The organism is Aeromonas sp. sia0103, from assembly GCF_963895295.1.
Taxonomy (GTDB): domain Bacteria; phylum Pseudomonadota; class Gammaproteobacteria; order Enterobacterales; family Aeromonadaceae; genus Aeromonas; species Aeromonas encheleia.
On record NZ_CAWQKG010000011.1, the window covers coordinates 78,923 to 104,158 of the forward strand.

The 25,236-nt window shown below is 63.8% G+C and carries 18 protein-coding genes; 8 read left to right on the forward strand and 10 right to left on the reverse strand.

What is annotated here, in order from left to right:
- Nucleotides 1–21: 21 nt before the first annotated feature.
- Genes AACW18_RS03025 through AACW18_RS03035 form a run of 3 tightly spaced genes read right to left on the reverse strand, consistent with a single transcriptional unit; the run spans nt 22 to nt 4,284 of the window.
- Nucleotides 22–780 carry a phosphoadenylyl-sulfate reductase gene (locus AACW18_RS03025; RefSeq protein WP_218387810.1) on the reverse strand — a complete coding sequence of 253 codons (759 nt, stop codon included), beginning with the start codon at nt 778–780 and terminating at the stop codon, nt 22–24.
- On the reverse strand, nt 770–2,494 hold the full coding sequence (cysI, locus tag AACW18_RS03030; protein ID WP_218387811.1) for an assimilatory sulfite reductase (NADPH) hemoprotein subunit: 1,725 nt from the start codon (nt 2,492–2,494) through the stop codon (nt 770–772). The genes AACW18_RS03025 and cysI overlap by 11 nt, the downstream gene beginning before the upstream one ends.
- The gene (locus AACW18_RS03035) at nt 2,494–4,284 is read right to left on the reverse strand and encodes an assimilatory sulfite reductase (NADPH) flavoprotein subunit (RefSeq protein ID WP_218387812.1); all 1,791 of its coding nucleotides are present in this window, start codon (nt 4,282–4,284) and stop codon (nt 2,494–2,496) included. The genes cysI and AACW18_RS03035 overlap by 1 nt, the downstream gene beginning before the upstream one ends.
- Nucleotides 4,285–4,467: 183 nt before the next feature.
- Here AACW18_RS03035 and AACW18_RS03040 point away from each other — a divergent pair, with 183 nt between their 5' ends.
- Nucleotides 4,468–5,274: a PhzF family phenazine biosynthesis protein gene (locus AACW18_RS03040; RefSeq protein ID WP_218387813.1), complete on the forward strand. Its 807-nt coding sequence runs from the start codon at nt 4,468–4,470 to the stop codon at nt 5,272–5,274.
- 116 nt (nt 5,275–5,390) lie between these two features.
- Here AACW18_RS03040 and lysS read toward each other — a convergent pair whose 3' ends face one another.
- Both lysS and prfB read right to left on the reverse strand, forming a co-directional pair.
- Entirely contained in the window at nt 5,391–6,929 is a 1,539-nt protein-coding gene (gene lysS / locus AACW18_RS03045; protein ID WP_033132420.1) for a lysine--tRNA ligase, read from the reverse strand.
- Nucleotides 6,930–6,949: 20 nt separating this feature from the next.
- Nucleotides 6,950–8,048, reverse strand: a protein-coding gene (gene prfB, locus AACW18_RS03050; protein WP_126623275.1) for a peptide chain release factor 2 whose coding sequence is annotated in 2 segments (ribosomal slippage) — nt 6,950–7,972 and nt 7,974–8,048 — 1,098 coding nt in all. Because the reading frame shifts where the segments join, the coding sequence is not laid out codon by codon here.
- A 251-nt stretch (nt 8,049–8,299) separates the two neighbouring features.
- Between prfB and AACW18_RS03055 the strand changes: the two genes are divergently transcribed.
- Complete coding sequence (locus AACW18_RS03055; protein WP_042651740.1) at nt 8,300–10,171, forward strand: methyl-accepting chemotaxis protein; 1,872 nt, start codon at nt 8,300–8,302, stop codon at nt 10,169–10,171.
- Nucleotides 10,172–10,415: 244 nt separating this feature from the next.
- Here AACW18_RS03055 and gltS read toward each other — a convergent pair whose 3' ends face one another.
- On the reverse strand, nt 10,416–11,615 hold the full coding sequence (gene gltS / locus AACW18_RS03060) for a sodium/glutamate symporter (protein WP_042651741.1): 1,200 nt from the start codon (nt 11,613–11,615) through the stop codon (nt 10,416–10,418).
- Nucleotides 11,616–12,182: 567 nt separating this feature from the next.
- On the opposite strand from gltS, the gene ansA reads away from it, so the two are divergent.
- The gene (gene ansA, locus AACW18_RS03065; protein WP_218387814.1) at nt 12,183–13,190 is read left to right on the forward strand and encodes an asparaginase; all 1,008 of its coding nucleotides are present in this window, start codon (nt 12,183–12,185) and stop codon (nt 13,188–13,190) included.
- A 251-nt stretch (nt 13,191–13,441) separates the two neighbouring features.
- Here ansA and AACW18_RS03070 read toward each other — a convergent pair whose 3' ends face one another.
- Nucleotides 13,442–13,720: a YeaC family protein gene (locus AACW18_RS03070; RefSeq protein ID WP_218387815.1), complete on the reverse strand. Its 279-nt coding sequence runs from the start codon at nt 13,718–13,720 to the stop codon at nt 13,442–13,444.
- A gap of 33 nt (nt 13,721–13,753) precedes the next feature.
- Nucleotides 13,754–15,184, reverse strand: a complete 1,431-nt coding sequence (locus AACW18_RS03075; RefSeq protein WP_218387816.1) for a glyceraldehyde-3-phosphate dehydrogenase — start codon at nt 15,182–15,184, stop codon at nt 13,754–13,756.
- A gap of 210 nt (nt 15,185–15,394) precedes the next feature.
- On the opposite strand from AACW18_RS03075, the gene AACW18_RS03080 reads away from it, so the two are divergent.
- Entirely contained in the window at nt 15,395–16,198 is an 804-nt protein-coding gene (locus tag AACW18_RS03080) for a DUF2989 domain-containing protein (protein ID WP_218387817.1), read from the forward strand.
- Nucleotides 16,195–16,746 carry an NUDIX domain-containing protein gene (locus AACW18_RS03085; RefSeq protein WP_218387818.1) on the forward strand — a complete coding sequence of 184 codons (552 nt, stop codon included), beginning with the start codon at nt 16,195–16,197 and terminating at the stop codon, nt 16,744–16,746. Before AACW18_RS03080 ends, AACW18_RS03085 begins: the two co-directional genes overlap by 4 nt.
- Before the next feature lie 72 nt (nt 16,747–16,818).
- Here AACW18_RS03085 and sppA read toward each other — a convergent pair whose 3' ends face one another.
- The gene (sppA, locus tag AACW18_RS03090; RefSeq protein ID WP_218387819.1) at nt 16,819–18,663 is read right to left on the reverse strand and encodes a signal peptide peptidase SppA; all 1,845 of its coding nucleotides are present in this window, start codon (nt 18,661–18,663) and stop codon (nt 16,819–16,821) included.
- Between the two features lie 316 nt (nt 18,664–18,979).
- Between sppA and AACW18_RS03095 the strand changes: the two genes are divergently transcribed.
- The 3 genes from AACW18_RS03095 (at nt 18,980) to AACW18_RS03105 (ending at nt 24,065) form a co-directional block, all read left to right on the forward strand.
- Complete coding sequence (locus AACW18_RS03095; RefSeq protein WP_218387820.1) at nt 18,980–20,995, forward strand: NADPH-dependent 2,4-dienoyl-CoA reductase; 2,016 nt, start codon at nt 18,980–18,982, stop codon at nt 20,993–20,995.
- A gap of 278 nt (nt 20,996–21,273) precedes the next feature.
- Nucleotides 21,274–23,466 carry an autotransporter outer membrane beta-barrel domain-containing protein gene (locus tag AACW18_RS03100; RefSeq protein ID WP_256351753.1) on the forward strand — a complete coding sequence of 731 codons (2,193 nt, stop codon included), beginning with the start codon at nt 21,274–21,276 and terminating at the stop codon, nt 23,464–23,466.
- A gap of 50 nt (nt 23,467–23,516) precedes the next feature.
- Nucleotides 23,517–24,065, forward strand: a complete 549-nt coding sequence (locus AACW18_RS03105) for an NAD(P)H nitroreductase (protein WP_042652833.1) — start codon at nt 23,517–23,519, stop codon at nt 24,063–24,065.
- Between the two features lie 414 nt (nt 24,066–24,479).
- Here the strand turns inward: AACW18_RS03105 and AACW18_RS03110 are convergent, their stop codons facing one another.
- A complete protein-coding gene (locus tag AACW18_RS03110) occupies nt 24,480–25,043 on the reverse strand; it encodes a sugar O-acetyltransferase (protein ID WP_218387821.1) in 564 nt (187 codons plus the stop codon).
- Between the last annotated feature and the right edge of the window lie 193 nt (nt 25,044–25,236).

Consider the following 25,236-nt stretch of genomic DNA (forward strand, 5'->3'; position numbering starts at 1 on the left):
AGCAGCCTATCAACCGGCGGATCAGATACCGGAGCCGTCATGCTCGCCCTTCTCCTCGTGCAGGCCACATTCGCGCTTGAGGCCGAAGAAGCGGGTCTGCTCCTCGCTCATGCCCGGCTCCCACTTGGTGGTGGTGTGCACGTCGCCGACCGAGAGATAGCCCTGTTCCCACAGCGGGTGATAGGGCAGCTCGAACTCCTTGAAGTAGTAGAAGACGTCCTTGTTGCTCCAGTCGATGACCGGCAGGAACTTGAAGCGGCCGCGGGCAATGGCCAGCACCGGCAGCTTGCCACGGCTGCCCGATTGCTCCCGGCGCAGGCCGGAGAACCAGGTCTGGGCGCCGAGCTCCCGCAGGGCCCTGTCCATGGGCTCCACCTTGTTGAGCTGGTTGTAGCGGGTGATCCCCTCGACCCCCTGCTCCCACAGCAGGCCGAAGCGGGCCTCCTGCCAGGCCGGTGACAGCTCGGCCCGATAGACCTTGAGATTCAAGGCGAGGCGCTCGGTCAGCTCGTCGATGAAGCGGTAGGTCTCCGGAAACAGGTAGCCGGTATCGGTCAGCACCACAGGCACCTCGGCCCGCTCGCGGCTCACCAGGTGCAGCATCAGCGCCGCCTGGATGCCGAAGCTGGACGACAGCACATGTTCTCCCGGCAGCTTGGCCAGCGCCCAGCGCACTCGCTCGGGGGCGCTCATGGCATCCAGCTCCCGGTTGAGGGGAGCCAGCGCCTCGGTTTGCTCCTCCCGGCTCAGGCCGAGGAGGGATTGCAGATCAAGCGGCATAGAAGTCTCTCGCTGAATCGATGACGGGGGCCACCACCTTGGTGCGGATCACGAAGTCGCCGAAGCACTCGGCGCCCTGGCGCTCCTTGGCCCAGCGGCCGATGAGGGCGTCCAGCTCGGCCAGGATCTGCGGCTCTGTGATGTTCTCCTGATAGAGGCGCGGGATGCGGGTCCCCTCCAGGTTGCCGCCAAGGTGCAGGTTGTAGCGACCAGGGGCCTTGCCCACCAGTCCCACCTCCGCCAGCATGGCGCGGCCGCAGCCGTTGGGGCAGCCGGTGACCCGGAAGATGATGGCGTCATCCGCCAGCCCGTGCTTGGTCAGCAGGCCTTCAATGTCGCTGACGAAGGCCGGCAGCATGCGCTCGGCTTCCGCCATCGCCAGCGGGCAGGTGGGCAGGGCCACGCAGGCCATGGACTGCTTGCGCTGCTCGCTCACGCCGTCGTCCAGCAGGCCATACTGGCGCGCCAGGGCTTCGATGCGCGCCTTCTCGCCGGCGGGGACGCCGGCGATGATCAGGTTCTGGTTCGCGGTCAGGCGGAAATCCCCCTGATGGACGCGGGCGATCTCCAGCATGCCGGTCTTGAGCGGCTTGCCCGGGAAGTCCAGCAGGCGGCCGTTCTCGATGAACAGCGTGAGGTGATGCTTGCCGTCTATCCCCTCGACCCAACCGAAGCGATCGCCACGGCTGGTGAATTCATAGGGGCGCACCGGTCCGAACGGGATGCCGGCGCGGCGCTCCACCTCGGCCTTGAACGCCGCCACCCCCACTCGCTCGAGGGTGTACTTGGTCTTGGCGTTCTTGCGGCTGACCCTGTTGCCCCAGTCGCGCTGAGTGCTGACCACGGCGGCGGCCACCTCCAGCACATGGGAGAGCGGGATGAAGCCGAAGTCGCTCGCCTTGCGCGGGTAGGTGCTGGTGTCACCGTGGGTCATGGCCAGACCGCCGCCCACCAGCACGTTGAAGCCCACCAGCTTGCCGTGATCGCTGATGGCCACGAAGTTGAGATCGTTGGCGTGGATGTCCACGTCGTTGTGGGGCGGGATCACCACAGTGGTCTTGAACTTGCGCGGCAGGTAGTTGGAGCCCAGGATCGGCTCCTCATCCTCGCCGAGCTTCTCCCCGTCCAGCCAGATCTCCACGTAGGCGCGGGTCTTGGGCAGCAGGTGCTCGGAGATCTTCTTGGCCCACTCGTAGGCCTCCTGGTGCAACTCGGACTCTACCGGGTTGCTGGTGCAGAGCACGTTGCGGTTCACGTCACCGGCGGTGGCGATAGAGTCGATACCGGTGCCGTTGAGGGTCTGGTGCATCAGCTTGATGTCGCGCTTGAGCACCCCGTGGAACTGGAAGGTCTGGCGGGTGGTGAGGCGGATGCTGCCGTACAGGCTGTGATCCTCGGCGAACTTGTCGATCACCTGCCACTGGGCCGGGGTGATGATGCCGCCCGGCAGGCGGGCCCGCAGCATGACGTTGTGCAGCGGCTCCAGCTTCTGGGCGGTGCGCTCGGCGCGGATGTCGCGGTCATCCTGCTGGTACATGCCGTGGAAGCGGATCAGCTGGAAATTGTCGCCGTTGAAGCCACCGGTGAGCGGGTCCTGAAGATCCTTCTCTATGGTGCCGCGCAGGAAGTTGCTCTCACGCTTGAGGCGCTCGTTGTCGGACAGTGGCCCTTCAACCGGTCCTGCTTCTTGCTTCGAGATTGTTTGCTTGCTCATCAATAGACATCCCTTTGATAACGTTTGGCACGACGCAATTCGCTCAGATACTCTTCTGCTTCCTCATGGCTCTTGTGACCATGTTCGGCAATCACCTCCAGCAGGGCCTGCTGCACATCCTTCGCCATGTGGTTGGCATCGCCACAGACGTAGAAGTGGGCACCGGCTTCCAGCCACTGGAACAGCTCGGCCCCCTGCTCGCGCAACTTGTCCTGCACATAGATCTTGTGGCCCTGATCCCGGCTGAAGGCCAGGGAAATTTTCGACAGCAGGCCGGATTTCACATAGCGCTGCCACTCCACTTGATAGAGGAAGTCCTGGGTGAAGTGGGGGTTGCCGAAGAACAGCCAGTTCTTGCCCTCTGCCCCTGTGGTTTCCCGCTCCTGCAGGAAGGCGCGAAACGGCGCTATGCCGGTGCCGGGGCCCACCATGATGACGGGGGTATCCGGGCTCGTCGGCAGGCGGAAGTTGTCGTTGTGCTCCACGAATACCCGCACCTCGGCCTCTTCCGGCAACCTGTCCGCCAGATAGGAGGAGGCGCCGCCGCTGCGCAGGGTGCCATCGGCCTGGGGATGGCGTACCACGCCCACGGTCAGGTGCACCTCCTCTTCCACCTCGCTCTGGGCGGAGGCGATGGAGTAGAGGCGTGGGGTGAGCGGACGCAGCAGCGCGACGAGTTGTTCGGCGTTAAGCTTGGCGGGGAAGCGTTTGAGCACATCCACCACCTGGGCCGCGGCGACCAGGGCATTGACCTGGGCCTTGTCCCCCGCCAGGTCTTTCAGGGCGGCGTTGCCAGAGATGTCGGCCAGGCCGGTGATGAAGCCGCCGTGCAGCCGGGTCAGCTCGAAATGACGGGTCAGGGCTTCGCGCAGGGGGCCCTTGGAGGTGACTTCATCACCGCGCAGCTCGGTCAGGGCCAGCACCTCGCCCACCAGACTGGCATCGTTGTCGAACCAGATGCCGAGGGCGTCGCCGGGTTGATACTGGATGCCGGATTCCTCAAGGTTGATCTCGATATGGCGGATGTCCTTGGTGGAATCGCGGCCGGTGATCTTCTGATTGACCGACAACCGGGCCGGGAAGGGATTCTCCTTGTGATACTGGCTGTGGCCGACCGCCGCCTGTACCGCACCGGTCACGCTGGCTGTCGCCGCACCGGCAGATCCGCTCGCAGCAAGCGTGGCGGCGATGACCTTGACCGCCTGCTCGCCCCAGGCCTTGGCGGCCTCCTGGTAGTCCACGTCCAGGCTCGCGAGCTCATAAATACGTTCGGCCCCTGCCTTTGCCAGGAAGTCGTCGAAGTCTTTGCCGGTCTGGCAGAAGAATTCGTAGGAGCTGTCGCCCAGCCCCAGCACGGCGAACTTGAGCCCCTCCAGCTTGCCTATCTTGCCCTTCTTGAGCTGCTCGAACAGATCCACCGCGCTCTCCGGCGGCTCCCCCTCCCCGTAAGTGCTCACTACCACCAGCAGGTGGCTCTCTTTCTTGAGCTGCTTGGGTTTGTAGTCGGCCATGGAGATCAGGGTGACGGGCAGGCCTAGGGCCTGTGCCTGTTGCTGGATGACGCTCGCCACGCCCTTGGCGTTGCCGGTCTGGGAGCCGTAGAGGATGGTCAGGCTGCCACCCGCCGCCGGGCTGGCCGCGGCGCCGGTGACCGGCTGGCTGCCGGACTGGGAGAGGCCATAGAGATAGCCGCTCACCCAGGCCAGTTGCTGGGTGTTGAGGGTCGCGAGGACCTGGTTCAGCTGGCGTTGCTGGTCGCCAGAGAGGGGAGAGATATCCGTAAGTTGCATCACACACGTCTTCCATGGTCTGATTTTTGGTCAGGTTAAGGGGCGCGATGGATAACAACAAAGAATAAAAATGTCTTCTTTATGCGATTTGTGAATTTATAAAGTCAGGATCCGGCTCAAGCCGCCCTTGACCCGTGTTATAAAAGCGCAGTGATGAGTCCTTCCGTCAGCCACACAGGATAGATGTCGATGACCAGATTGTTTCATGTCAATGCCTTCAGCCAGCGCCCCTTCGGTGGCAACCCCGCCGTGGTGGTGCTGGGGCCCGAGCGGTCCGATGCCGAGCTGCAGGCCATGGCGGCGGAGTTCAACCTGTCGGAGACCGCCTTCCTCAGCCCCATCGGGCCCGCACACTATCGGCTGCGCTGGTTCACCCCGGCGGTGGAGGTGGATCTGTGCGGCCACGGCACCCTGGCGGCCGCCCATGTGCTGTGGCAGGCAGGGGCGGTGGCCCGTGCGCAGACCCTGCGCTTCGAGACCCGCAGCGGCGAGCTGCAGGCTTGCCGTGAGGGGGAGTGGATCCGGCTCGACTTCCCGCGTATCCCGCTGGCCCCCCTGACGCTGGATCCGGCCTACGCCGCAGCGCTCGGTTGCCGGCCGCTGCAAACCCTGGCGGCCGGCGCCAAGTTCCTGCTGGAGCTGGGGAGTGAGGAGGAGGTGAGGGCGCTCAAGCCGGATTTCCACGCCCTGCGCGCGCTGCCCGGTCGCGGCCTGATGGTGACGGCGCCGTCCAGCCGTGGGGACGATGACTTCGTCTCCCGCTACTTCGCCCCCTGGGTCGGGGTGGAGGAGGATCCGGTCACCGGCTCCAACCACTGCGCCCTGGTGCCGTTCTGGGCCGAGCGCCTCGGCAAGACGCAACTGCGGGCGCGCCAGATCTCCGCCCGGGAGGGGGAGCTGAGGCTCAGCCTGGCGGGGGAGCGGGTGCTGATGGCGGGTCAGGCGCTGACCCTGTGGCAGGGGGAATGGTTGCTGCCACCCGGCGCATAAGCCCCGAGCCGGCACTGCCCGGCTCACCGGCAGTTTCTCTTTGCCATAAAAAACGCCCCGCAGTGCGGGGCATTTCTAGTGCTATCGAGCATTCAGGCCAGGCCTGAGGCGATGGCTTATTTCTGTTGTGGGCGCAGGGCTGGGAACAGGATGACGTCACGGATGGTGTGGCTGTTGGTGAACAGCATCACCAGACGGTCGATACCAATGCCCTGACCGGCGGTCGGCGGCAGGCCGTGTTCCAGCGCGGTCACGAAGTCGGCGTCGTAGAACATGGCTTCGTCATCGCCCGCTTCTTTCTGGTTCACCTGATCCTGGAAGCGCTTGGCCTGATCTTCCGCATCGTTCAGCTCGGAGAAGCCGTTGGCCAGCTCGCGGCCACCGATGAAGAACTCGAAACGGTCGGTTACGTCCGGGTTCTGGTCGTTGCGACGGGCCAGCGGGGAGACGGCGGCCGGGTACTCGGTGATGAAGGTCGGTTGCAGCAGCATGTGTTCCACCGTCTCTTCGAAGATGGCGGTGATCACGTGACCCAGCTCCCAGCCCTTCATCAGATCGATGTGCAGACGCTTGGCGACGGCCTTGGCGCTCTCCAGGGTAGACAGATCTTCCAGCGTCACGCCCTCGGCGTACTTCAGGATGGAGTCCACCATGGTGAGGCGCTGGAACGGCTGACCGAAGTCGATGGTCAGGCCCTCTTCGCCCTCTTTCGCGTAATGGATCTTGGTGTCACCCAGGATGTCCTGGGCCAGGGTGCGCAGCAGCTCCTCGGTCAGGTCCATCAGATCGATGTAATCGGCATAGGCCATGTAGAACTCGATCATGGTGAACTCGGGGTTGTGACGCACCGAGATGCCTTCGTTACGGAAGTTGCGGTTGATCTCGTAGACGCGCTCGAAGCCACCGACCACCAGCCGCTTCAGATAGAGCTCGGGAGCGATACGCAGGTACATGTCGATGTCCAGCGCATTGTGGTGAGTGACGAACGGACGCGCGGAGGCACCACCCGGGATGACCTGCATCATGGGGGTTTCCACTTCCATGAAGCGCTTCTCGTTGAAGAACTTGCGGATGCCGGAGACCACCTGGGTGCGGATCATGAAGGTCTTGCGGGACTCTTCGTTGGCGATCAGATCCAGGTAACGCTGACGGCAGCGCGCTTCCTGATCGGTCAGGCCCTTGTGCTTCTCGGGCAGCGGGCGCAGCGCCTTGGTCAGCAGACGGATGGTGGAGACGTGGACGGAGAGCTCGCCGGTGTTGGTGCGGAACAGGGTCCCTTCCACGCCGACGATGTCGCCCAGATCCCACTTCTTGAACTGCTCGTTGTAGAAGCCTTCCGGCAGATCGTCACGGGTCACGTAGATCTGGATCTTGCCAGCCATGTCCTGCAGGGTCGCGAAGGAAGCCTTACCCATGATCCGGCGGGTCATGATACGACCGGCAATCTTCACCCGTTTACCCAAGGCCGTCAGCTCGTCGGCGCTCTTGTCGCCAAACTCGGCGTGCAGATCGCCGGACAGGCTGTCACGACGGAAGTCGTTGGGGAAGGGATTGCCCTGGGCGCGCAGGGCGGCCAGCTTGGAGCGACGCTCGGTCATCTCGTTGTTCAGTTCGAGCTGATTCTCGACTGCCGGAGTGGTGGTTTGTTCAGACATGGTGATTCCTGCTGCTCTGTTTACAGGCCTGATTTCAGGCTGGCTTCGATAAACTTGTCCAAGTCGCCGTCGAGTACCGATTGGGTATTACGGGTCTCGACGCCGGTGCGCAGATCCTTGATACGGGCATCATCGAGCACGTAAGAGCGGATCTGACTGCCCCAGCCGATATCGGACTTGGTCTCTTCGAGGGCTTGCTTCTCAGCGTTCTGCTTCTGAATTTCCAGCTCGTAGAGCTTGGCCTTCAGCTGCTTCATACACTGATCTTTGTTCTTGTGCTGGGAACGGTCGTTCTGGCACTGCACCACCACCCCGGTCGGGATGTGGGTGATACGCACCGCGGACTCGGTCCGGTTGACGTGCTGACCACCGGCGCCGGAGGCACGGTAGACGTCGATGCGCAGATCGGCCGGGTTGATGTCGATCTCGATGTCGTCGTCGATCTCGGGGTAGACGAACACCGAGCAGAACGAGGTATGACGACGGCCACCCGAGTCAAACGGTGATTTACGGACCAGGCGGTGCACGCCGGTCTCGGTGCGCAGCCAGCCGAACGCATACTCGCCGGTGAACTTGACGGTGGCGGACTTGATACCGGCCACGTCGCCGTCAGACAGCTCGATCAGCTCCGGCTTGTAGCCGTGGGCATCACCCCAGCGCAGGTACATGCGCAGCACCATGTTGGCCCAGTCCTGGGCCTCGGTGCCACCGGAACCAGACTGGATGTCGATGTAGCAGTCGGAGCCATCGTGCTGGCCGGAGAACATGCGGCGGAACTCGAGATCAACCAGCTTGGCTTCCAGCTGATCGGCTTCGGCCACGGCTTCGTTGAAGGTCTCTTCGTCCTCACCTTCGACCGCCAGGCTGACCAGCATCTCGACGTCCTCAGCACCTTGTGTCAAGACGTCTATGGTGTTGACCACGTTGTCCAGCGACACGCGCTCTTTGCCCAGCGCCTGTGCGCGCTCTGGCTCATTCCAGACATCCGGCTGTTCCAGCTCGGCATTGACCTCTTCTAGACGCTCTTTCTTGGCGTCATAGTCAAAGGTACCCCCTAAGCAGCTCGGTCCTCTCAGACAGCTCCTTAAGCTTGTTTAATACAGGATTGACTTCAAACATCGTGAAAACTCTCGGGGTCGATGTGATTTAAAAACGGGATATTCTAGCCAATTGCGGAAGGAATAGACAGGGTTGGCTGCCCCTGACCGGCTTTGGAGGCCGATTTCCGCGCTCATTTGCTCCGCATCAGCGGAAAATATCGCCTGTTACCACATTCTCAGCTTCAGTTTCGACCGGATTGGCCGCTAACAATACATGGTGCTATGCGCCGTCCTGGTAATCCTGTTCCTGACTCACAAGAAGAAAACACGATGAAAAACCTATCACTCAAGCAGAAGATACTGTTGTCTGTGGTGATCGCCCTGTCGCTGGTGATCCTGCTGCTCTCCTGGCAGAGCTATACCAGTCAGAAGTCACTGCTGCTGCAAGGCAGTCAGGAGCAGGTACAACGGCTCGGCAGCCAGCAGGCCGAGCGGATCAGCGACTGGCTCTCCGCCCGTCGCGATGTCATCCAGGCGCTGGGCAACAAGGCCAGCCCCGAGCCCCTCAACGCGCTGCAACAGGCGCAGGTCTCCGGCCGCTTCCAGCTCACCTATTTCGGTGAGGGCAGTGGCAAGATGAACGACTCGGATCCCTCCATCAACCGTGACGGTTACGATCCCCGCTCCCGCGGCTGGTATCAGGAGGCCATGGGCAAGGGCGGCATGATAGTGACCAAGCCCTATCTGGACGTGGCCTACAACATCATGGTGGTGACCCTGGCCCAGCCGGCGCAGGGCGGGGTGGTCGGCGGCGATCTCTCCATCGCCTCCCTGGTGGAAGACGTCACCAAGATGAAGCTGCCCGCCGACGGCATCGCCATCATGATGCACAAGGACGGCACCGTCATCGCGTACAAGGACGCGGCCAAGGCGATGAAGCCGGCCACCGAGATCGACAACGATCTCTCCAACGCCCTGATCGAGCAGAGCAAGAGCAGCGCCAGCCTGGTGCCCGCCTATTTTGACAACGAGGGCCGCGACAAGCTGCTGTGGGCCATGGATATCCCGGACACCGACTGGGAGTTGGTGCTGGTGCTGGACAAGGCCACCCTGGAGGCGCCGCTCTCCTCCCTGCTGATGACCCAGCTCGGCCTGGCCCTGCTGGTGCTGGTGGGTAGCATCCTCGCCATCTCCTGGCTGGTCAGCCTGCTGCTGGGCCCGCTCGGCAAGGTCTCCCAGGCCCTGGCCCGCATCGCCGACGGTAACGGCGATCTGACCCAGCGCATCAAGATCGACGCCAACGACGAGGTGGGCCAGCTGGCCAACAGCTTCAACCGCTTCGTCGGCAGCCAGCATCAGCTGATCGGCAACATCCGCCAGCTCGCCAACGAGCTGAACGCGGATGCCGAGCGCAGCCTGGTGACCAACCAGGCCGCGGTGGAAGAGCTGCAGCGTCAACAGCAGGAGGTGACCATGGTCGCCACCGCGGTGACCGAGATGGCGAGCGCCACCATGGAGATTGCCGGCAACGCCGAGAACACCGCCGCCGCCGCCCAGCAATCCGCCCAGAGCAGCGAGCAGGGCAAGATGTTGGTCAACCAGACCCGTCAGTCCATCAACAGCCTGGCCGAGGAGGTGGGGCAGGCGACCGGGGTGATCGGCGAGCTGAGCCGCCATGCCCAGGCCATCTCCGGCATCCTCTCCACCATCCAGGGCATCGCCGAGCAGACCAACCTGCTGGCGCTGAACGCGGCCATCGAGGCGGCCCGTGCCGGCGAGCAGGGCCGTGGCTTCGCCGTGGTGGCGGACGAGGTGCGGGTGCTGTCGCGCCGCACCCAGGACTCCACCCAGGAGATCCAGTCGACCATAGAGACGCTGCAGCAGACCACGGCCCGTGCGGTCAGCCTGATGCAGACCAGCCAGGGGCTGGCGGACAACAGCGTGAAGGACGCCGATGCCGCCGCCGCCGCGCTGGAGGAGATCACCCAGGCGGTCTCGCTCATCTCCGACATGGCGGGTCAGATCGCCACCGCCGCCGAGGAGCAGACCCAGGTGACCGGCGAGATTACCCAGAACACCACCGCCATCAAGGACGTGAGTGACGAGATCACCGCCGCCGCCATGCGGGATCTGGATCAGGCGCAGGGCCTCAAGGGCCGTGCCACCAACCTGAACCAGCAGGTCTCGACCTTCATCCTCTAAGGGAGGTTCAGGGTGCGGAGCCACTCCGGCGCCTCATGTAAAAAGCCCCGCACTCTGGTGCGGGGCTTTTTGTTGTCCGCCATCCGGCCAATGCCTTGATGGGATGCGCCCTGGCTGTCGCTGGCGCGGGGGGGCTCGTCATGGGTTGCCCGCTCGGCCGCTATAGGGCCGCGCCGGCGGGAGCCAGCAAGCAAAGAGCCCACCAAAAGGTGGGCTCTGTTCATATCGGGTTTAGCGCGGCGCGTTACAGGAAGGGCAGCGCCAGGAACAGCTTGATCACCATGGCATTGATGATGTCGATGAAGAAGGCGCCGACCATGGGCACCACCAGGAACGCCATGTGGGACGGACCGAAGCGCTGGGTGATGGCCTGCATGTTGGCAATCGCCGTCGGGGTGGCACCGAGGCCGAAGCCGCAGTGACCCGCCGCCAGCACGGCCGCGTCGTAGTTGCTGCCCATGACCCTGAAGGTGACGAAGACGGCATAGAGCGCCATCGCCACGGTCTGGACGGCCAGCAGGACGAAGATCGGCAGCGCCAGGCTGGCCAGATCCCACAGTTTCAGGCTCATCAGGGCCATTGCCAGGAACAGCGACAGGCTGACGTTGCCGAGCAAGGAGACTTCCCGATCGCTCACCTCGTGCCATTTCAGCAGGGAGAGCAGGTTGCGCAGCAAGACGCCGGTGAACAGCACGCAGACGAAGACCGGCAGCTCGAGGGCGCCGCCCTTGAGGTAGAGGGAGATCAACTCGCCGCCCTTCAGGCAGATGGCGATCAGCGTCACCGTCTCGATCAGGCTGTAGGTGGTGATTGGGCGCTCTATTTCGGGCATCTCGAAGCCCTGGGGGGCTTCGTCCCTGTTGTGCTCCTCACCGGGCACCTGCACCTTCTTCACCAGGTAGCGGGCGACCGGGCCGCCGATCAGGCCACCCAGCACCAGACCGAAGGTGGCGCAGGCCATGGCGAGTTCGGTCGCCGATTGCAGACCGTACTTCTCGCTGAAGATGGCGCCCCAGGCCGCCCCGGTGCCGTGGCCACCAGAGAGGGTGATGGAGCCGGCCAGCAGCCCCATCAGCGGATCCAGCCCGAGCAGGGTGGCCAGGCCAATCCCCAGGATGTTCTGCATCATCAGCAGGCCGGTCACTACCAGCAGGAAGGTGAACACCGCCTTGCCGCCCCGCTTGAGGTTGGCGAGATCGGCGGAGAGGCCGATGGAGGCGAAGAAGGCCAGCATCAGCGGGGTCTGGAATGCGGTATCGAAGCGCAGTTCCACGTCCATGCTGGCGCGCAACAGCACCAGCACCAGGGCGACGACCAGGCCACCGGCCACCGGTTTGGGGATGCTGAAGGTGCGTAGCACGCCGATCCGGTTGACCAGCGAGCGGCCGAGCAGCAGCACCAGGGTGGCTGCGACCAGGGTGGCATAAGGATCAAGTTGTATCATTCGGTACTCCCATGTTGATTGGCTGTGTCTTCGCTGATGAAGACGCACAGATTCAGCCGGGATGAAAAACAGTGTGGCTAAGACGCCAATTTCAGGAGGGGCGACAGGCCCCACCCCATGTGGATATGGGGTTTATACGAGCCTGATTCCATCAGGCATCCAGAGGTGATTTAATCAAAATCCGCCGGATAGTAGCAAAAAATACCAACTCCATCCATATTTGTCAGATTAATGGTTGTTTTTTAACATTGTTGTGATATTTATCACTTTTTAAGAAAGCCGGATCCGGCCCTAAAAAACCTGCCGGCGACGCTCCTTTTTGGGCGTCGACTTTGATGCTCAGACGGCTTAGACGCCCTCGACAAAGTGGCGATGACGAGGCCGCTTGCTCACTGCCTCATTCGCCGGTTGTCGGCTCATCGCGAGGCGAGCGACATGATGCGAAACGGCCGCGTTGCCAGCGGGTGACGACTCGCCGCTTTCCCGTCTGGGAGAGGAATAGGAAGTGAAGAAATCGGGTGATCCCTATATGATTTGCCGGTTTCCAGCCCATAGAGAGGAGAGGGTGTGAAGAAGTCTATCTACATCGCCTACACAGGCGGCACCATAGGGATGCAGCGTTCCGACCACGGTTATGTGCCGATGGCGGGCTTTATGGAAGACTGTCTGGCACGGATGCCCGAGTTTCATCGAGCCGAGATGCCCGATTACCACATTCATGAATATGCTCCCCTCATCGACTCCTCCGACATGACCCCGGCGGACTGGCAGCGCATCGCCGAGGACATTCGCGACAACTACGAGAAGTACGACGGCTTCGTGATCCTGCACGGCACCGACACCATGTCGTTTACCGCCTCGGCGCTCTCCTTCATGCTGGAAGATCTGCACAAGCCGGTCATCATCACCGGCTCCCAGATCCCGCTCGCCGAGCTGCGCTCGGACGGCCAGCAGAATCTGCTCAATGCGCTCTACATCGCCGCTAACTACCCGATCCACGAGGTGACGCTGTTCTTCAACAACCAGCTCTATCGTGGCAACCGCAGCAAGAAGGTGCATGCGGACGGCTTCCACGCCTTCGACTCGCCGAACTACCCGCCGCTGCTCAACGCCGGCATCGCCATCGCGCTGGAGGCGGGGGAGCTGGGGGTGGCGTCCGAGCGTGCCCTGGTGCTGCACGACATCACCCCCCAGCCCATCGGCGTGGTGACGCTCTATCCCGGCATCTCCAGCGAGGTGATCGCCAACATCTTGCAGCAACCGGTGCGGGCGCTGATCCTGCTGTCGTTCGGGGTGGGCAACGCGCCACAGAATCCGGCCATGCTGGCGCTCTTGTCCGAGGCCTCGGCCCGTGGCGTCATCATCGTCAACCTGAGCCAGTGCCTGCACGGCAAGGTCAACATGGGCGGCTATGCCACCGGCAACGCGCTCTCCCGGGCCGGGGTCATCTCGGGCTTCGACATGACCGCCGAGGCGGCGCTGACCAAGCTGCACTTCCTGCTGAGCCAGGACTTGCCGGCGCCGCGCATCCGCGAGCTGATGCAGCAGTCCCTGCGCGGCGAGCTGACGCCCTGAGAAACTGTCCACGATCTTACTGCGAAGCCGTGATCAAGGCTCATGTGCTGCTCGCGTGTTTGTGAACAAGAGGGCTCACGTATATCTATACGCTCCGGTTCCTGCGCTGCTCTTCACCTTGCTGACGCCTTCTCGCGACAGGTCGTGAACAGCTTCTGGCCTCCTCACCATGAGGGGGAGAGGAAAAGAGAGGGGAGCCATTATGGCTCCCCTCTTTGCTATGGCGTGCGAGCCAGGGCTCGCGGCAAGGCTCAGTGACTGATCTCGATACGGACTATCTCTTCCTCGTCACGATACTGACGCTTGAGCTCGCTCTTGCTCTTCATCACTATCTCGCCATCGCGGCCTATGTTCATGTGCTCGGGATTGTCGAGGTGCATCGCCTGCCAGGCCATCACCGCCTGCAGGGAGGTGGCCTTCTGCTCCTCGGTGAGGGGCTGGCCGTCCGGCCACTTGCCAAGTTCGACCGCGGTCTTGAGCCGCTCGTACACTTCCTTGGGCATCTGCCCTATCACCTGTTGAAACGACATCGGCCTCTCCTTGCAAATTGAGCCATGAAGGGATCAGGCAGGCAGATCCTGGCGTACCACGCCGGCCATCTGCTCCATCACCCGTACCACCTGACAACTGTACCCGAACTCGTTGTCATACCACACGTACAGCACGCAGTGATCCCCCTCGGCGATGGTGGCCTGGGAGTCCACTATGCCCGCGAAGCGGGAACCCACCATGTCGGAGGAGACCAGCTCGGTGCTGGCGCTGAAATCGATCTGGCGATGCAGGGCCGAGCTCAGCGCCATCTGCTGCAGATAGGCGTTGAGGCTGTCCCGGTCGGTAGCCTGCTCCAGCGACAGGTTGATGATGGCCAGCGACACATTGGGGGTCGGCACCCGGATGGCGTTGCCGGTCAGCTTGCCCTTGAGCTCGGGCAGCGCCTTGGCCACCGCCTTGGCGGCGCCTGTGCTGGTCATCACCATGTTGAGCGCGGCACTGCGGCCACGGCGCTCGCCCTGGTGATAGTTGTCGATCAGGTTCTGATCGTTGGTGTAGGAGTGCACCGTTTCCACGTGACCGTGGCGGATGCCGTACCTGTCCTGCATCACCTTGAGCACCGGGGTGATGGCGTTGGTGGTGCAGGAGGCGGCGGAGATGATGCGATCGTCCTGGGTGATCACCTGGTGGTTGACCCCGAACACCACGTTTTTCATCTCGCCCTTGCCGGGGGCGGTCAGCAGCACGCGGGCGGCGCCGCGCGCCTTGAGGTGCTCGGAAAGGCCCGCCTCATCGCGCCAGACCCCGGTGTTGTCGACGATCAGCGCGTTCTGGATACCATAGGCTGTGTAGTCGATGTCGGCCGGGCTATTGGCGTAGATCACCTGGATGAAGGTGCCGTTGGCGATGATGGCGCTGCGCGCTGCATCCACCTCGATGGAGCCGTTGAAGGGGCCGTGCACCGAGTCGCGGCGCAGCAGGCTGGCGCGCTTCTCCAGATCCCCCTCGCGGCCGCCGCGCACTACTATGGCCCGCAGGCGCAGGGAGTTGGCGGCGCCGGTGCGCTCGATCAGCAGCCGGGCCAGCAGGCGGCCGATGCGGCCGAAGCCGTACAGCACCACGTCGGTCGCGGAGGGCACGGTGCCGTGCAGCGCCGGTGCCAGCTGGGCGCGCAGGTAGTCGTCGAGGCCGGCCTCGTCCTGGTGATCCTGCCAGTAACCGACGGCCAGCTTGCCGATGTCTATCTCGGCGGCGGTCGGGTTCAGGGCGAGGATGGCTTGCAGCAGGGGGAAGCTCTGCTGGATCGGGAGGGGAGTGCCCTGGTGGCGGCGAACGACCCTGTGGGCCTTGAGGATGTCGATGGTGGAGGCGTTTTGCAGGGGGCGTCCAAAGATGGTGATCTCTATCCCTTGCTGGCGGTAGAGACGACCGATCAAGGGTTGCATGGCTTCGGCGAGCTCCTGGCTCTCCTGCCACGCCTGCAAGTAGTGCTCGTGGGTCATTAACCAGATCCTTTATTTCACGTTGTTGAAGCAAATTGCCGGGGCAAATTGAAATTCGTCGAATGCAGATCGGTGTAGGGCCGTTCATTTCGTTATATTATTCTGCAGTCGCGGCCTTATACGGCGCGCGCATTGTAATGGATATGTAGCCTGTTTGCTAGTTGGCGGTGGCCATGGCGGGTTGCGATTGTTACCAACCAGAAGTGAGCCATGACCCCATTTTCCCTGCGTCCGTTACTGCTCGGCCTGTCCTGTTGTCTGACGCTGATGGCCTGCGACGGCGATCGGACCCACGACATCTGTGCCCATCATCAGCAGCTCTGCGTGGATCTGGTGGACGACGGCTGGTGTCGCCCCGAGCGCGGTGAGGTCATCCAGGCCCGCTACCGCCTGCAGGAAGAGGGTTCGGACCGGGACAGCTACGCACTGATGCTGAGTCTGGAGCGCTACCTGCAGTGCGCCGAGCACTCCACCAACGTCGAGTACAAGCGGGCAAGGGAGCAGAAGAGCCCCAGGGTGGAGGGTATGCTGGCCGCCGGCACCCAGCTGGAGCAGCTGGCGGTGCAGACCCGGGCCTCCCGGGATCCCTACCTGCTGCTCTGGCACTGGACCCATCATCGCAACCCGCAGGCGCGGGCCAGCTTCCTCGCGCTGGAGGGCAGCCCCGCGTTGGAGGAGCCCGAGCTGCAGCTGGCGTTGGGGGGCATCTATGCCCAGCGCGAGCCGCGCAAGGCCATAGCGCTGATGCACCACGCCCTCAGCCTCTATCGGGAGGGGGACAAGATCAACAGCCGCATCCTCACCTCCCTCAGCACCCTCTACATGAGGCAGCAGGAGTTCGGGCTGGCCTATCAGTGGGGCAAGGTGAGCGAGTCGTTTCAGGACAGCCCCGAGCTCTCGGCCAACCGGCTCGGGATCTACCACGCCATCGGCAAGGGTGAGCAGGATGCCGGCGATCGGCTGGCCGCCACCATAGTCCAGCAGCTCCAACAGGGGGTCTACCGTCCGCTATGAACGTGCTTGAGTCATCACCGGAGTGGAGCGATCCCTTCGACATTCGTCTGTTCCATGCTCAGGTCGTCGGCGACGGACGGGTGCTCGAGCGCACCACAGTCCGAGCCGTGGTGCTGCGCGGCGATGAGCTGCTGCTGGTGCACTCCAGGGTCAATGGCGATCTCATGTTCCCGGGCGGCGGCGTCGAGGCGGGGGAGTGCCACGGCACCGCGCTGGCCCGCGAGCTGCGCGAGGAGTGCGGCGCCGAGCTGCTGGAGGTGGGGGTGCTGCTGGGGGAGACGCGGGAGTTTCGCGCCGCCCGCGAGGCGGATTATGACGCCTACTGCATCCACTCCTTCTACTACCTCTGCCGCTTGGGGGAGGCGTGGAGCGAGCCGCGGCCCCAGCCCTACGAGATCCGGCTCGGCTTCACCCCCGGCTGGTTCGCGCTGGATGAGGCGCTGCAGCGCAACAAGACCCAGCTGGCCGGCCCCTGTCCCCAGTGGACGGTGCGGGAGACCCGGGTGCTGGCCGAGCTGCAGCACTGGGTCGACGCCGGCCTGTTGTGAGCCGGGCCGCCTGGCCCAAGTTCGCAGATAAAAAAACCGCCAGAAGGCGGTTTTTTTGTTGTCGCTGCCGGCTCAGGGCTGGCAGACCGGGCAGAAGGCATAGGTGCCTTGCGGATCGTTGAAGCGGGTCAGCGGATCGAGACCCCGGTTGAGCTCCAGCATGGCCTTGCCCAGACCGGCGGGCAGCCAGCTCTGCAGATGCGGGGCCAGCGCCCGGGCGCTGCTGTCGAACAGCTCGCGCAGGAACCTGTCCCTCGCCGACTCTTCCTGCTCGATGGGGGTCACCTGCCAGCTCTTGAGGTTGGCCAGCTCGGCGGCGGCCTTGAGGGCGTCGTCCAGGTTGCCGAACTCGTCCACCAGGCCAAGATCCTTGGCATCCTGGCCGGTCCAGACCCGGCCTTCGGCGGCTTTCTCCGCCTCTTCCGGGCTCAGGCCCCGGCCCTTGCCGACCAGGCCGACGAAGCGCTGGTAGGTGTCTTCCACACTCAGCTGGATGGCCTGACCGACGTGCTCCGGCAGGGCCCGGGTCAGGCCGACGCCGGCGAAGTCGGTGGTGCCGACGCCGTCGGTGTGCACCCCGAACTGGGAGAGCGCCTTGTCGATGGTGGCGAACATGCCAAACACCCCGATGGAGCCGGTGAGGGTGGTGGGGGAGGCGAAGATCTTGTCCGCATCGGCGGAGATCCAGTAGCCCCCGGAGGCGGCGTAGCTGCCCATGGAGATGACCACCGGCTTGCCCGCTTGTTTCAGGGCCAGCAGCTCGGCGCGGATCTGCTCGGCGGCGAAGGCGCTGCCGCCGGGGCTGTCGACCCGCAGCACCAGGGCCTTGACCTGATCGTCGCGGCGGGCATCGGCCAGCAGATCGGCCAGGCTGTCACCGCCTATGGTGCCGGCAGGCTGGACCCCATCCATGATGGCGCCGCTGGCGACGATGAGGCCCACCTCATCCTTGCCGCTCTGGGGATATTGCTCGGGGAGGGCGGCCAGATACTCCTTCAGGCCGACCCCTTTCCAGCCGTGCTCCTCGTCTTCCCCCACTTCCTTGATGACCGCCTGGGTCATCTCGTCGCGGGTGGCGAGCTGATCCACCAGGCCGTTGTCGAGGGCGTAGCTGGCGGCATTGCCACCGGCCTTGCGCAGCAGCTCGAGGAAGCGCTCCTTGCTCGGGGCGACGGCGTCGGGCTCTATCTCCCGCTGCCCGGCCACGTCGGTCACATAGGATTGCCACAGTTGATCCAGCCAGCGCTGGTTCGCCTCCTTGCTCTCCGGGGACATCTCATCGCGGATGTAGGGCTCGACGAAGGACTTGTAGGTGCCGACCTTGAACACGTGGGGGGTGACGTTGAGCTTCTCCAGCGCCGACTTGAAGTAGGTCTGGTAGACGCCGAGCCCCTCGATCAGCACGGCGCCGCTCTGGTTGAGCAGCACGTGATCGGCGTGGGCGGCGAGCAGGTAGGCGCCCTGGCTGTAGTAGTCGGCCATGGCGATGACCGGTTTGCCGCTCTCCTTGAACTCGTCGATGGCATTCGCCACCTCCTGCAGCTTGGAGAGGCTGGAGCCTTGCAGCCCCTGGGGCTTGAGCACCAGCGCCTTGATGCGATCGTCATCCTTGGCGCTGTGAATGGCCCACAGCAGATCGGCGAGGACGATTTCGCTCGGCTGATCGTCGCTCTTGTCCACCTGCTTGAGCAGCTGCACGGTCGGATCGGTTTGGGTGCGCTGTTCGACCAGTACGCCGGCGAGATTGAGGGTGAGGGCGCCCTCGATGGGGGTATTGGGTGCCTCTGTCTGGCCGACACTGAAGACGATAACCAGCACTATGATGAGAAACAGCAGATTGACCAGCATCAGCCGGGTAAAATTGAGCAGACGCCAGAGGCTGCGAAACAGCCACCCCAGACCTTTGAAAATAGACATAGCCGCGTTATCGCCCTGTTAATGGGTAGAGAAGGGCCATTATTAACCAGTTGGCCCGTCAATTGCCATTTCCGCTTGGGGGCGATCCGCCCCCCACTCTTCGGAACACGCCTGTTCGCTGAAAAAATGTCCAAACATTTGTTTGAAAAAGAAATTTCGATTCTTTACTCTAGCCTCAGTTTGATAACAAAAAATTAACTGGAGGCCCTGTGAGCCGCTACCCGACGTTGCCGACCCCCCTCGATCCAGCTTGTACCCCCTCGCGTCGCAGCGTGCTCGCGATCCCCTGTGCCCCGGTCTTGCAAGGAGCCGCATCATGAGCCGCTACCCGAACCTGCTGGCCCCCCTCGATCTCGGTTTCACCCAGTTGCGCAACCGGGTGCTGATGGGCTCCATGCACACCGGCCTCGAAGAGGAGAAGGGCGGCTTCGACAAGCTGGCCGCCTTCTATGCCGAGCGGGCCCGCGGCGGCGTCGGCCTCATCGTCACCGGGGGCATAGCGCCGAATCTGCGTGGCCGGCTGGTGCCCCATGGCTCACAGCTGAGCTTCCCCTGGCAGGTCGCCAAGCACAAGAAGGTGACCGCGGCCGTGCATCAGGAGGGGGGCAAGATAGCGCTGCAGATCCTCCATGCCGGGCGCTATGCCTATCATCCGTTCAGCCTGGCGCCGAGCGCCCTCAGGGCTCCCATCTCCCCGTTCAAGCCGCGCGCCATGAGCGAGCGCCAGATCCGTGGCACCATTCGCGACTTCGCCACCACCGCGGCCCTCGCCAAGGCGGCGGGCTATGACGGGGTCGAGGTGATGGGCTCGGAAGGCTATCTCATCAACCAGTTCATCTGCGAGCGTACCAACCAGCGCAGCGACGGCTGGGGTGGCAACAATGACAACCGCATGCGCTTCCCGCTGGAGATAGTGCGCGCCATTCGCGAGCGGGTGGGCACGGACTTCATCATCATCTTCCGCCTCTCCATGCTGGATCTGGTGGAGCAGGGCTCCACCCTGGAAGAGGTGATTGCGCTGGGCAAGGCGCTGGAGCAGGTCGGCGTGACCCTGATCAACACCGGCATCGGCTGGCACGAGGCGCGCATTCCCACCATAGCCACCAGCGTGCCGCGCGGCGCCTTCAGCTGGGTGACGGCCGAGCTGAAGAAGCACCTCAAGGTGCCGCTTATCACCACCAACCGGATCAATACCCCCGAGGTGGCCGAGCGCATATTGGCCCAGGGGGAGGCGGACATGGTCTCTATGGCGCGCCCCTTCCTGGCCGACCCTGAATTTGTCATCAAGGCCGCCGAGAACCGGGCGGACGAGATCAACACCTGCATCGCCTGCAACCAGGCCTGCCTGGATCACGTGTTCAAGCAGAAGCGCGCCTCCTGCCTGGTCAATCCCCGCGCCTGTTTCGAGACCGAACTCAATTTCGGCCGCGTGCCCCAGCCCAAGAAGCTGGCGGTGGTGGGGGCGGGCCCGGCCGGGCTGGCGTTTGCCTGCTACGCCGCCGAGCGCGGCCATCAGGTGAGCCTGTTCGATCAGGCGAGCGAGATCGGTGGCCAGTTCAACTTCGCCAAGCAGATCCCGGGCAAGGAGGAGTTTCACGAGACCCTGCGCTACTTCGCCAAACGGCTGGAGAAGTGCGGCGTCGAGCTCTACCTCGGTCAGCGCCAGAGTGCCGAGAGCCTGCTCGGCGGCGGCTTTGACGAGGTGATCCTCGCCACCGGCATACGCCCGCGCACTCCGAACATCCCAGGCATAGAGCATCCCAAGGTGCTCAATTACATAGACGTGCTGCGGGATCACAAGCCGGTGGGCGACAAGGTGGCGGTGATCGGTGCCGGCGGCATCGGCTTCGACGTGGCCGAATATCTGGTAGAGGGCAAGGGGGATCGCAGCCGCGATCACTGGCTCAAGGAGTGGGGCATCGACAAGCAGTTTGGCGAACGCGGTGGCCTGATGGCCCCCGAGATCGACGCCCCCGAGCGCCAGATCTGGCTGCTGCAGCGAAAAGAAAGCAAGGTGGGGGACGGCCTGGGCAAGACCACCGGTTGGATCCACAGAACCGTGCTCAAGAACCGCAAGGTGCAGATGCTCTCCGGCGTCCAGTACCTGCGCATCGACGACGAGGGCCTGCACATTCAGGTGGGTGAAATCCGGCAGTGCCTGCCGGTGGATCAGGTGATCATCTGCGCCGGGCAGGAGCCGCTCAAGGAGCTGCAAGCCGGCTTGCAGGCGGCAGGCAAGCCGGTACACATCATAGGTGGCGCCGACGTGGCCGCCGAGCTGGATGCCAAGCGGGCCATCCGTCAGGGGGCCGAGCTGGCCGCCGTCATCTGAGCCGGCTCGTCGGGTAAGAAAGGGGCCAATGGGTCCCTTTTTTTATGGCTCACCCCGGTCCGGGCAGTTTCACCGGGGACGGTATTGTTGTATTTGTGGTATTCAAACGTTCTCTGTTTGTATCCATTGCATGGGCGAATGCCATTGGGGCAGGGCGCAGATGGGAAGATAGGCAAGATCCCGGCGAGCCCCTGAAGCGGGCAATGGGCGCCGTCTATCAATGGGAATTCTCTGTCGGGTGCCGGATGCACCTGGAATCGGTAAAGGAAACCAAGCAAATGAGCCTAGCTAAATCACGGATGCCCACCCAGGCGTCGGGTCGTCGCCTGAGTGCCATCGCCTTGGGTATGGCGATGACCCTGCCCGGCACCACCGCCGCCGCCGACCCCGCGGGACGGCTCATCTTCCTCGGCTGGACCGCCGATCAGCAACATTCCGTCTGGCTCTCCGCCATCTCCCCCGGCCAGTTCGAGGTCGAGTCTGCCAAACAGAGCCAGATCTACGACAGCTGGCGGCAGGATCACAAGGGGCTGCACCTGACCGTCTCGCCGGAGGCGCAGAACGGGGGCACGCACAAGCTGTATGCCTACGTCGACTCGAGTGGCAAGCGGGTCCTGCTCGACACTGATAACCAGCAATCCGGCCACTTCACCTTCCCGGACCACTTCACCCCGCCGAACTTGCCCTCCAGGCCGACCTCGCCGCCCCAGGGACTGATGCCGACCCGGCCCCCTCTCGGTGGGATCAACCGGCCCGGTGGCGTGCAGCCGCCGATCGGCACCCTGCCACCTCAGGGGATGATGCCGACCCGGCCCCCCCTCGGTGGGATCAACCGGCCCGGTGGTGTGCAGCCGCCGATCGGCACCCTGCCACCTCAGGGGCTGATGCCGACCCGGCCCCCCCTCGGTGGCATCAACCGACCCGGTGGCGTGCAGCCACCGATCGGCACCCTGCCACCCCAGGGGATGATGCCGACCCGGCCCCCCCTCGGTGGTATCACTCGACCCGGTGGCGTGCAACCGCCGATCGGCACATTGCCGCCCCAGGGGATGATGCCGACCCTGCCCGGTGGTGTACAGCCGCCGATCGGCACCCTGCCGCCGCAGGGCGTGATGCCGACCCTGCCCGGTGGCGTACAGCCGCCGATCGGCACCCTGCCACCCCAGGGGGTGATGCCGACCCTGCCCGGTGGCGTGCAGCCGCCGATCGGCACCCTGCCACCCCAGGGGGTGATGCCGACCCTGCCGGGGGGCGTACAGCCACCGATCGGCACATTGCCGCCACAAGGTGTGATGCCGACCCTGCCCGGTGGCGTGCAGCCGCCGATCGGCACATTGCCGCCCCAGGGAGTGATGCCGACCCTGCCCGGTGGTGTACAGCCGCCGATCGGCACCCTGCCGCCCGAGGGGCTGATGCCGACCCGCCCGCCTCTGGGGGAGCGGCCCTTTATCCCCCTTCCGGCTCCCGTCACCTTGCCGGGCCGGATGACGGCGGGCCAGCAGGCGAGCGAGCGCGCCCTGAACGAGCGCACCCTGTGCGTGATGGCCGACGAGCGGGACCAGTTGACTCCCGAGCAGCGAGATCAATATCCCGCCTGCCCCTTCACCCGTGCCGAGCTGGCGGCGGGCCAGGTGGCCAGCCAGAGCCAGCCCGTCCCCTTGCCGGAGGGACGGCGCTGGAACCTGTGGGCGGACGAGGTCTATTACGACATCTCGGATCACCGGGAGGGGCTGGACATGTCGGGCTCGACCAATGTGTTCAGCCTGGGGGCGGATACCCGGCTCGACAACGATCTCATCCTCGGCCTTAGCGTCGCCCGGGTCGACAGCAAGGTGGACTCCTTCAATGGCGGCATGCGGCTGTCCGCCGGCGGTTACAACATTGGCCCCTATCTGGCGTATCCGGTGTCGGCCAGCTGGATGCTGGATGGCAGCCTGGTGTACGGCTGGATGGATAACAATCAGGACCTCCTGTTCCTGTCCGGCGACTACGGCTCGACCTCCGTTGGCGGCAGCCTGGGGGCCACCGGCCAGTACTTCTGGGAAGAGACCTCGGTGCGCCCGCGACTGGCCATCAACTACAGCCACAACCGCAGCGACGGCTACCGGATGGAGGGGGATTACCAGGGGCTGGCACTGCGGCTGGACCAGGACAGCGACAGTTACAACCAGGGCAACATGACGGGGACGGTCGAATTCAGCCGCGTCTATTACACCAGCAAGGGGCTGCCGCTGATGCCTTATGGGGAGCTGGGGCTAGATTATGGCTTTGAGCGGCCGAACGATGGCTATATCCTGACGGGCGATCTCAGCTCGGCGCGCACCGAACCGCTCAGCGGCACTGTGCGACTGGGGATGCGTACCCTGATCGGCGGCGAAGCTACCCTGACCACCAGTGCCGGATACACCAGCATTGGGCAGGATGGGCTCAACATCTGGGAATGGCGCATCAACCTCTCCAAGCCGTTCTGACCCTATCGACAGGGCGGTTCACCGCCCTCATGACCAAGAAGGAGCATCGAATGGATGCACTGACACTGCTGCTCAACCGCCACTCCTGTGGCCGCCTGACCACCCCGGCGCCGAGCGGCGAGGTGCTCGACAACATCCTCAAGGCGGGCCTGCGCGCGCCGGATCACGGCACCCTGACCCCTTGGCAGTTCATTCTGTTTGAAGGGGAGGGGCGTGAACGGCTGGGGGCCGTGCTGGCCGAGGCCGCCCGCGCCCGTGGCGAAGACGAAGAGAGCATCAAGAAGAGCCGGGAGGCGCCGCTGCGGGCCCCCCTGCTGGTAGCGGTGGCGACCCGTCATCAGGATCACCCCAAGGTGCCCAAGCTGGAGCAGGAGCTCTCCGCCGGTTGCGCCCTGATGGCGATGCAGATGGCGGCCCAGGCGCAGGGGTTCAACGGCATCTGGCGCTCCGGCTGGTTCATCTTCGATGAGCGGGTCAATGCCGGGCTGGGCTTGGCGCCGGCGGATCAGCTGGTGGGCTTCCTCTACCTCGGCACCCCCATGCTGGAGGCGCGCAAGCTGCGCGAGCTACCGCTAAACGAGTTCATCCGGCACTTCTAAACGAGGCCTGTTGAAGCAAAAAGCCCTGATGCATCAGGGCTTTTTTCATCTATTGACAGGACCATCAGGCTGTACGCATAAATAGGCGCTTGCCAAGGGGGGGAAAGAGGTTGGCTGGGAATTTTTTGAATAGTGAGAGGCCGTTCTCAATCCTGGTCGATTACGCTACGTAAAACGTTTGCGCCCCGTTATTATCCCTCTCGCCAGTTTAGAAGGCGACCCCTTCTAATTTTCTGCGATGAGAGTCGCAATTCCGTAGCACCTTTTTATAGCCCAACGTCTTGATGACATTGGGCTTTATTTTTATGGGCGTTTTTTGACCTGTGTCCCTGGCATCCGGCAGCCCCTTTTTACAGTCCAATGTGGCTCATGACATAGGGCTCTATTTTTATGGGCGGATTTTGAGCTGTTCCCCTAGCTCACTGGCATGGCTGCCTTGGCGGGCAGGATCCGGGCCGGGTTGCCCACCACCCGTGCGCCGGCCGGCACGTCCCGGGTCACCACGGCACCGGCACCGACGATGGCTTCCCGCCCTATGGTGACCCCCGGCAGCAGTATGGCGCCGCCGCCGATCCAGACCCTGTCCTCTATGGTGACCGGCAGCGCCGTCTCCACCCCCTGGATACGTTCATCGGCCGCCAGGGCGTGGGCGGCGGTGTAGATCTGCACGTTCGGCCCTATCATGACCGCGGCCCCGATGCGGATCGGGGCGTTGTCCAGCATGGTGGCTCCCATGTTGATATAGGAATCCTTCCCCAGGCTGATGTGGCGGCCATAGGTGCAGTAGAACGGCGGGCAGATGAAGGCCCCCTCCGCCAGCTCGCCGATCAGCGCCCGCAGCAGGATCTGCTGTTCTGCCTCCTTCTCGGCCCGGTTGAAACGACGGTACAGGCGGGCCGTCTCCCGGCGCAGGGCATCCAGCTCCGGCGCCATGCAGTTATAGGGCTGGCTGCTGATCATCTTCTGGTAGTCGCTCATAAATGGCCTCCGGTCGGGCTGGCATGGTTGCCGGCTGATGCCTCATCGCTCCCGGAATGGGCACCATCGGCTGTCGGGAAGGACATTCTACGCGGTTATGGGCGAGAGAAGAGTGAGCCCGGGCTCAGCCTTGACATCCTCATACAGCTCCGTGGGGGGAGGGCAGAGGAGCCGAGCCGGAAAACAACAAGGG

Excerpts from the sequence above, each read along its gene's own strand:
- AACW18_RS03025 (WP_218387810.1), bottom strand. The coding sequence starts at position 780 with ATGCCGCTTGATCTGCAATCCCTCCTCGGCCTGAGCCGGGAGGAGCAA.
- cysI (WP_218387811.1), bottom strand. The coding sequence starts at position 2,494 with ATGAGCAAGCAAACAATCTCGAAGCAAGAAGCAGGACCGGTTGAAGGG.
- AACW18_RS03035 (WP_218387812.1), bottom strand. The coding sequence starts at position 4,284 with ATGCAACTTACGGATATCTCTCCCCTCTCTGGCGACCAGCAACGCCAG.
- AACW18_RS03040 (WP_218387813.1), top strand. The coding sequence starts at position 4,468 with ATGTCGATGACCAGATTGTTTCATGTCAATGCCTTCAGCCAGCGCCCC.
- lysS (WP_033132420.1), bottom strand. The coding sequence starts at position 6,929 with ATGTCTGAACAAACCACCACTCCGGCAGTCGAGAATCAGCTCGAACTG.
- AACW18_RS03055 (WP_042651740.1), top strand. The coding sequence starts at position 8,300 with ATGAAAAACCTATCACTCAAGCAGAAGATACTGTTGTCTGTGGTGATC.
- gltS (WP_042651741.1), bottom strand. The coding sequence starts at position 11,615 with ATGATACAACTTGATCCTTATGCCACCCTGGTCGCAGCCACCCTGGTG.
- AACW18_RS03070 (WP_218387815.1), bottom strand. The coding sequence starts at position 13,720 with ATGTCGTTTCAACAGGTGATAGGGCAGATGCCCAAGGAAGTGTACGAG.
- AACW18_RS03075 (WP_218387816.1), bottom strand. The coding sequence starts at position 15,184 with ATGACCCACGAGCACTACTTGCAGGCGTGGCAGGAGAGCCAGGAGCTC.
- AACW18_RS03080 (WP_218387817.1), top strand. The coding sequence starts at position 15,395 with ATGACCCCATTTTCCCTGCGTCCGTTACTGCTCGGCCTGTCCTGTTGT.
- AACW18_RS03085 (WP_218387818.1), top strand. The coding sequence starts at position 16,195 with ATGAACGTGCTTGAGTCATCACCGGAGTGGAGCGATCCCTTCGACATT.
- sppA (WP_218387819.1), bottom strand. The coding sequence starts at position 18,663 with ATGTCTATTTTCAAAGGTCTGGGGTGGCTGTTTCGCAGCCTCTGGCGT.
- AACW18_RS03095 (WP_218387820.1), top strand. The coding sequence starts at position 18,980 with ATGAGCCGCTACCCGAACCTGCTGGCCCCCCTCGATCTCGGTTTCACC.
- AACW18_RS03100 (WP_256351753.1), top strand. The coding sequence starts at position 21,274 with ATGAGCCTAGCTAAATCACGGATGCCCACCCAGGCGTCGGGTCGTCGC.
- AACW18_RS03105 (WP_042652833.1), top strand. The coding sequence starts at position 23,517 with ATGGATGCACTGACACTGCTGCTCAACCGCCACTCCTGTGGCCGCCTG.
- AACW18_RS03110 (WP_218387821.1), bottom strand. The coding sequence starts at position 25,043 with ATGAGCGACTACCAGAAGATGATCAGCAGCCAGCCCTATAACTGCATG.